Source organism: Streptomyces caelestis, assembly GCF_001279005.1.
In the GTDB taxonomy this organism is placed as follows: Bacteria; Actinomycetota; Actinomycetes; order Streptomycetales; family Streptomycetaceae; genus Streptomyces; species Streptomyces heliomycini.
In genome coordinates this window covers 1-873 of record NZ_LGCN01000041.1, presented here as the reverse complement: position 1 = coordinate 873, position 873 = coordinate 1, and the positions used below count along the sequence as shown (strand labels likewise).

At 68.5% G+C, this 873-nt stretch carries 1 protein-coding gene; it reads right to left on the bottom strand.

What is annotated here, in order from left to right; all coding sequences use genetic code 11:
• Positions 1 to 28: 28 nt before the first annotated feature.
• Positions 29 to 873 (bottom strand): ABC transporter permease (locus ADK41_RS05095; RefSeq protein ID WP_030837558.1); only part of this gene is annotated, 845 nt, incomplete at its 5' end.

The window sequence follows — 873 nt, the reverse complement described above, 5'->3', positions numbered from 1 at the left end:
GACCGTGGGGATCTTCTCGTCGGTGGTGTCAGCCACGGCCGTACCTCTCCTCAGCCTTCCAGAAGTAGACGAACCCGATCACGCCGGCCAGCAGCGCCCAGCCCAGCGCGAACGCCCACACGTGCGGGGGCAGGTACGCGGAGCCGTAGTCGTCGATCAGCGCGAAGCGGACCAGGTCCATGTAGACGGCGGCCGGGTTCCACTGCAGCACCTCGGCGAGCCAGCCGGGGACGTCCTTGTCGTGCAGCATCGCCGGGATGCTGAACATCACGCCGGAGGCGTACATCCAGGTGCGCAGCACGAACGGCATCAGCTGGGCCAGGTCGGGCGTCTTGCTGCCCATCCGCGCGAAGATCAGCGCCAGCCCGGTGTTGAACACGAACTGCAGCAGCAGCGCCGGGACCACCAGCAGCCACGACAGGGCCGGCGGGCTCCCGAAGGCCATCACCACGACGACCAGCACGATCATCGAGAACAGCAGCTGCTGCAGCTGCTGCAGCGCGAACGAGACCGGCAGCGAGGCACGCGGGAAGTGCAGCGCCCGCACCAGCCCCAGGTTCCCCGAGATCGCCCGCACCCCCGCCAGCACCGAGCTCTGGGTGAAGGTGAACACGAACACGCCCGTCACCAGGAACGGCACGTACACCTCGTGCGGGATCCCCCGGCGGGCGCCCAGCAGCAGACCGAAGATGAAGAAGTACACCGCCGCGTTCAGCAGCGGCGTCGCCACCTGCCACAGCTGACCCAGCTTGGCCTGGCTGTACTGGGCGGTCAGCTTCGCCCGGGAGAAGGCGAGGATGAAGTGCCGCCGGTCCCAGAGCTGACGGACGTACTCGACGAGGGACGGCCGGGCACCGCTGACCGTGAGGCCGT